The sequence below is a fragment of the Veillonella sp. genome (assembly GCF_015058545.1).
Taxonomy (GTDB): domain Bacteria; phylum Bacillota; class Negativicutes; order Veillonellales; family Veillonellaceae; genus Veillonella_A.
In genome coordinates this window covers 1-5,332 of the sequence record NZ_SVCB01000082.1, presented here as the reverse complement: position 1 = coordinate 5,332, position 5,332 = coordinate 1, and the positions used below count along the sequence as shown (strand labels likewise).

5 protein-coding genes are annotated in these 5,332 nt (G+C 42.4%); all 5 read right to left on the bottom strand.

Annotated elements, in window-relative coordinates; translation table 11 throughout:
* Positions 1-404: 404 nt before the first annotated feature.
* Positions 405-623, bottom strand: coding sequence for a hypothetical protein (locus E7204_RS05575; RefSeq protein WP_295182580.1), 219 nt, complete (start codon positions 621-623; stop codon positions 405-407).
* A gap of 185 nt (positions 624-808) precedes the next feature.
* Entirely contained in the window at positions 809-1,462 is a 654-nt protein-coding gene (gene thiE / locus E7204_RS05570; protein ID WP_295182578.1) for a thiamine phosphate synthase, read from the bottom strand.
* Positions 1,463-1,526: 64 nt separating this feature from the next.
* Positions 1,527-2,375, bottom strand: a complete 849-nt coding sequence (locus E7204_RS05565) for a hydroxyethylthiazole kinase (protein WP_295182576.1) — start codon at positions 2,373-2,375, stop codon at positions 1,527-1,529.
* 75 nt (positions 2,376-2,450) lie between these two features.
* A complete protein-coding gene (thiD, locus tag E7204_RS05560; RefSeq protein ID WP_295182573.1) occupies positions 2,451-3,245 on the bottom strand; it encodes a bifunctional hydroxymethylpyrimidine kinase/phosphomethylpyrimidine kinase in 795 nt (264 codons plus the stop codon).
* 386 nt (positions 3,246-3,631) lie between these two features.
* Positions 3,632-5,332 (bottom strand): glutamine synthetase (locus tag E7204_RS05555; protein ID WP_295182571.1); only part of this gene is annotated, 1,701 nt, incomplete at its 5' end.

The window sequence follows — 5,332 nt, the reverse complement described above, 5'->3', positions numbered from 1 at the left end:
GGAACTTCCACTACTTCCGTAACCGGATTTTATTCATCAATGCAAGAAAAGGACACGCAACAGTTATGTCTCATGTCCTTCCTCAAAGTGCATAGACTCTTTAGCGCCCCAAAATTTGACAAAGAGCCAAAAAATACTCCCTTTTAAGTAGCACAAGATTTTATTATTTCTTGTGTCTACCTAAAAGGGAGCATATCATTACAAAGTCATTATACTCTTTTTATCGAATATTTTAAATGTAATATGCAATGAAATTTTTTCATGTTTATTTTCGCAAAATTTTAGCAAAAGTTAAAACGAATAAGTATAAATTTTAACCTAATTAGCTAAAATTCTTAAAGATAATAACTACCCAAGGTAAATCTTAGGAAGTAGGTCAAGAAGTTAAAATTTGATTTAATAAATTAAAATATAGAAAATATAGACTCAAAAATCATGGCAACAAGACCTACAATTGCACAAGCACCTAAGAGTGACCAAAGCAATAAATCGAAATGTCCCCACATATGACCTATAAAACCGGAAAATGATACAATTTGATACTTACTTGCTAATACTCTGTAAATTCGATATGTTAACCAAAGTATAGCAATACCAGCAATTACATCTAAAATAGAATCCATAATAACTCCTCCTTCTTTTAACATACAAACCTTAAATAATCCTTTTAGAAATTGTTATTTCATTAATACTATATCAAACTAAACGGACATACTATTGTCCGAACAAAAAAAGATCAAAGACTATTACATCTTTGATCTATATTTGAGATATTCAGTTTACAGATTATACCAATAAAAGCACGAAATCATATTAAACTTAATTTTTTCACAGCTTCCGTTACATCGTTAGCCTGTGTTATCGCCGATATCACCGATACTCCGTCAGCGTCGCTTTTAACAATATCTGCCGCGTTATCGACCGTAATACCGCCAATGGCAACAATCGGCAAGCTTCCTGCCACTTTACGCAATTCTTCCACTCCGATAAGACCAATCGGCGCTTTCGCATCGTCTTTCGATTGGGTACCGTAAATAGGGCCAATGCCAATGTAGTCGGCTAAATCAACACGGGAAGCCGCGTATTCTTCCGGTGAGTGAATGGAAAGACCGATAATTTTATTGGGAAAACGACGGCGTACCTCTTCTATCGGATCATCATCTTGGCCGATATGAACACCATCAACATCCAGCAATTCGGCTAAATCCATATCATCACTCATAATAAATGGCACGTTATATGCTTTGCATAAAGCTTGAGCTTGTTTGGCAAAATCTTCTTTAGCTTGCCCATGCAAAGAGCCCGTACCTTTTTCACGAAATTGGAACATCGTGATACCCGCTTTTAACGCAGTTTCGATGCAAGTAAGCGCTACTTTAAGCGGATTGTCGGTCATTTTAAAATCCTGTGTACCGCAAATAAAATACACTTTAAGCTGTTCAGCTTTAAAATTATTATTCATCAGTTTGTGCCTCCACGTCGGTAACGTCTAAAACGGCTCAACCGTCTAAACAATCTAAACAATCTTAATTACTTGATACGTCCGAATCCTGAATGCGGCACAAAGCATTCAAGAATTCAATCTGAAAACTACCCGGTTCAACCTTGTTATATAAATGCTGACACTCTGTCTCCGCCATTTCACCGGCTAACGAATAGGCCTTAAGACCCCATAAAGCGGAGTTAAAGATTTCTTCGTCTTGTTGCGCTGTAGAGCCTATAAAAGCGCCCAAAAAGCCGCCTAATAAGCAGCCTGTGCCGACAACGAGGGGCATCATGGACGAGCCGTGTTCAAATTCTACCGTCCTATTGCCGTTTGAAATACCGTCCACCGGACCGGTGGCAATGCTTGTGACGCCAAATAGTTTAGCACATTGCTCGGCTAACTGCCCCGGATTCGCTACGCTTTCACTGTCAACGCCCTTAGTAGCTACCGTTTGAGCTTCCAAACCGTCACCCGTTGCCGGATTATCAGTTTTTAATTTACTCAACTTTTCACTAACCAAGGCGGCAATTTCACCGGCATTACCGCGTAACAACGTAATTGTATGCTGCTCCAATAAGTCCATAGCAATCTGCTTGCGAAAAGCGCCGGCGCTACAGGCTACCGGATCCAACACAACCGGCACATTCAGCTTATTGGCTAAGGCTACAGCTTTTTTGTAAAAAGCCGCCAATTCAGGGTTCACTGTCCCGATATTTACCAACAAAGCCTTAGCATACGGCAATAAGTCTTCCAAATCCTCGATGCAGGAACTCATAGCCGGTGACGCACCAACCGCCAACAAACCGTTGGCGGTAAAGTTTTTCACCACATCGTTAGTTAAACAAATTACGAGCGGATTTTGCTCCCGTAATAATTTTATATATGACATAATTCTTCTTTCCTATTTAGTATTTAAGTGTTTAACGTTTTTTGCTTACAAAATATCCCTATGAATTATCTTGATTTACACAATTACCATGTGATTTACCGGGCCGTGACCTTTGCCGAGTCCCGGATTTTCTTTGATGGCTTTACTGATGAAATCCTTGCCAATGCCAACGGCCTCTACCAAAGATTTACCTTTAGCCAGTTCCGCCGTAATGACAGCGGAGAACGTACAGCCGGTGCCGTGCGTGTTTGGCGTATCATAGCGCGGGCTTTCAAAAGTAACAAGCTTTTCACCTTTAATGTAGAGATAGTCTTTAGCAGTTTCACCGAAATGGCCGCCTTTGATAATAACGGCTTTAGGGCCCATTTCATTTAAAACGAACTGAGCTGCTTTTTCAACATCAGACTCGCTTTCAATGGCAAAACCCACCAAGTATTCCGTTTCCGATAAATTTGGCGTCACTAACGTAGCCACCGGCATCAATTCAGCCTTGAATTGGTCGCGTGCTTGTGCATCAATTAGATGGTCACCGCTAGTAGCCACCATAACCGGATCCATTACATACGGAACCGAACCATCCACATATTTACGGATAATGCGCATCATATCCACATTCGGAATCATGCCGGTTTTCAAAGCCAATGGCGGAATATCTTCAAAAACACAAGCCAATTGTGCCTCAAGCATCTCCAAGTCCACATTTTGAATGAGGCGAACGCCCTTTGTATTCTGCGCCACCACACTCGTTACAGCCGCCATGCCATAGACCTGACGAGCCTGAAACGACTTCAAATCCGCCATAATCCCGGCACCACCGGACGGATCCGTGCCAGCAATCGTTAACGCTGTAGGAAAGCTATTTTTATTCATGTTGTCCTCCAATACGTGAGCCCGAAACTCTCCTTAATCCCGAGCCAAATACGAATACGGTACAACCCAATACTTACTACTATTTTACGTTATTCAGACAAATAATTCAAAAAAATATTCGCTCTGACCGGCGCCTTGTTTTTTTGAATCCGTAAAGTGCTATCGATATTGCTCTGTTGCGCTTTTAATAAGGTTAGAAGCACTATGAACAATAAAACAAAACAGGTCCTCTAAGCAGCGACTTTGTTCGTAAGAACTCGGAACTGCGAGAGGACCTGTATTGCTTTCCTATATATTGTTTTTAGTACTAGAAAGTCGCAACAAACGACTAACATGTTTCTTGCTCGCGCCCTAAGGGATACGAACCCAGCGCCGGCAAGCGAATATTATAATACGTTACGCGTATATTCCGCATATTTTGCTTCTAAATCAAGCATTTTTTCATTCATTTCCATCTGCAATTTAGAGGCTGCGTCATAATCGCCGGCATCGATAGCCTGACCGATACGAGTGAACAAGGACGTATTAGAACCGGTGTCTTTTGCCAAGTAATAACGCATATCGTTGATTGTGTCCCAACGCGAGATGTCTAAGCCATCATCACCATGAATTGGTTTCATGGCGCGGATTGAGTTGATGTTGGCCGGAATCAAGCGGTTGATTAATTCCAATTTCCAACGGTTCAAAATACCGGCAATGAAGGATTCCATAAGGTCTTTAGCAAAAGCGCCACCGCTAACCAAAGCATCTACTTTAGCAGGGTTGTTCTTGAAGCCGAGGATGTTTTCCCAAACGGTAGCCGGTGGGATACCGTAACGGCTGTTGCGTTCTTCTTCGGTGTAATCTTCGAATACATTCTTTTCAGAACGATAGGCACGACCGGTTTCTAAGTAATCGGCCGGATCTTCCGGATTCTTGGACAATTCAGCCAATAATTCGTCCGGAGTTTTGCCGGAAGTAATTACATAGCGCAAGCCGTCAAGTACGGCGGAGTAAATCAAAGCAATAGCGGTGTATGTATTCGTGTAAGGGTTTGGCGAACGAAGTTCGAAACGAGTGGCCATTGGGTTATCAATATCGCGAATCAAACCGCAGAGAATGGTACGGTTACGGCTTGGTTCATCCGGCTGATTACCCAAGGATGTAACGATACAAATAGGTGCTTCAAAGCCCGGTTTCAAACGATTCAAGGAGTCGGTTGTGGACGTGATAAATGGGTTAATAACTTCATAGTTTTTAAGAAGACCCATGATAGCGCCGAGGCCGAGAGGGCTCAAAAAGGCTTTTTTCATATCTTCAGGGGAGAACAAGTTAACCATTTTGCCGTTTTTCATTTTAGCCATCAAGCCAAAGTGAGTGTGTTCCCCGGAACCGGCTACGCCGATAATAGGCTTTGCCTGGAAAGTAACGTCAAGGCCGTTTTCACGGAATACTTCACGCACGATGATACGCGCTTGTAATTCGTTATCAGCGGTCTGCAATGGGTTACCGGTGTATTTCCAGTCGATTTCGAGCTGTTCCAAAACATGGTCCATATGGCCTTCGTCATCGATTTTACCTTTAACGCCGCCTACTTCTTTATGGCCCATTTCAGCGTTTAAGCCGTAAGCATCAAGCATTTCAACAGCCTGTTCCATAGCGGTACGAACGGTGCCGTGAGTACGCTGCCAGTACTGTTCCTGTAATTTTTGAGAAGTGGATAATTCTTTAGTGCTTACAACTTTGGATGGAGTTTTTACCCAGAATTCCAATTCCGTGGCGGTCGTGAAAACTAAGTCCGCAATGTCATCCACATTCACATGTTCCATGCCTTTTACTTTGTTGTTTTTCAAAAGAGCCATTAATTCAGCTTTAACAAAGTCCAAGGTTTCTTTCAAAATGGAACGGGAATCTACATAACGTTCGTTGTGCATCAAGAACGCCGGAATACGGAGAGTACCGGTTGGTAAGCCTGTAGCCGGATCGATGTTTTCATAGTTGTAATCTACGAACCAGTTAACGCTTGGGTCGCCCCAAATATCTACACGGGCGTTGTTCAAAGTAGCGATACCGGTCAACACAACGGAGGAACCGTCAGTCTGCACGGC

Coding starts and splice junctions, on each gene's coding strand:
- E7204_RS05575 (WP_295182580.1), bottom strand. CDS start 623: ATGGATTCTATTTTAGATGTAATTGCTGGTATTGCTATACTTTGGTTA.
- thiE (WP_295182578.1), bottom strand. CDS start 1,462: ATGAATAATAATTTTAAAGCTGAACAGCTTAAAGTGTATTTTATTTGC.
- E7204_RS05565 (WP_295182576.1), bottom strand. CDS start 2,375: ATGTCATATATAAAATTATTACGGGAGCAAAATCCGCTCGTAATTTGT.
- thiD (WP_295182573.1), bottom strand. CDS start 3,245: ATGAATAAAAATAGCTTTCCTACAGCGTTAACGATTGCTGGCACGGAT.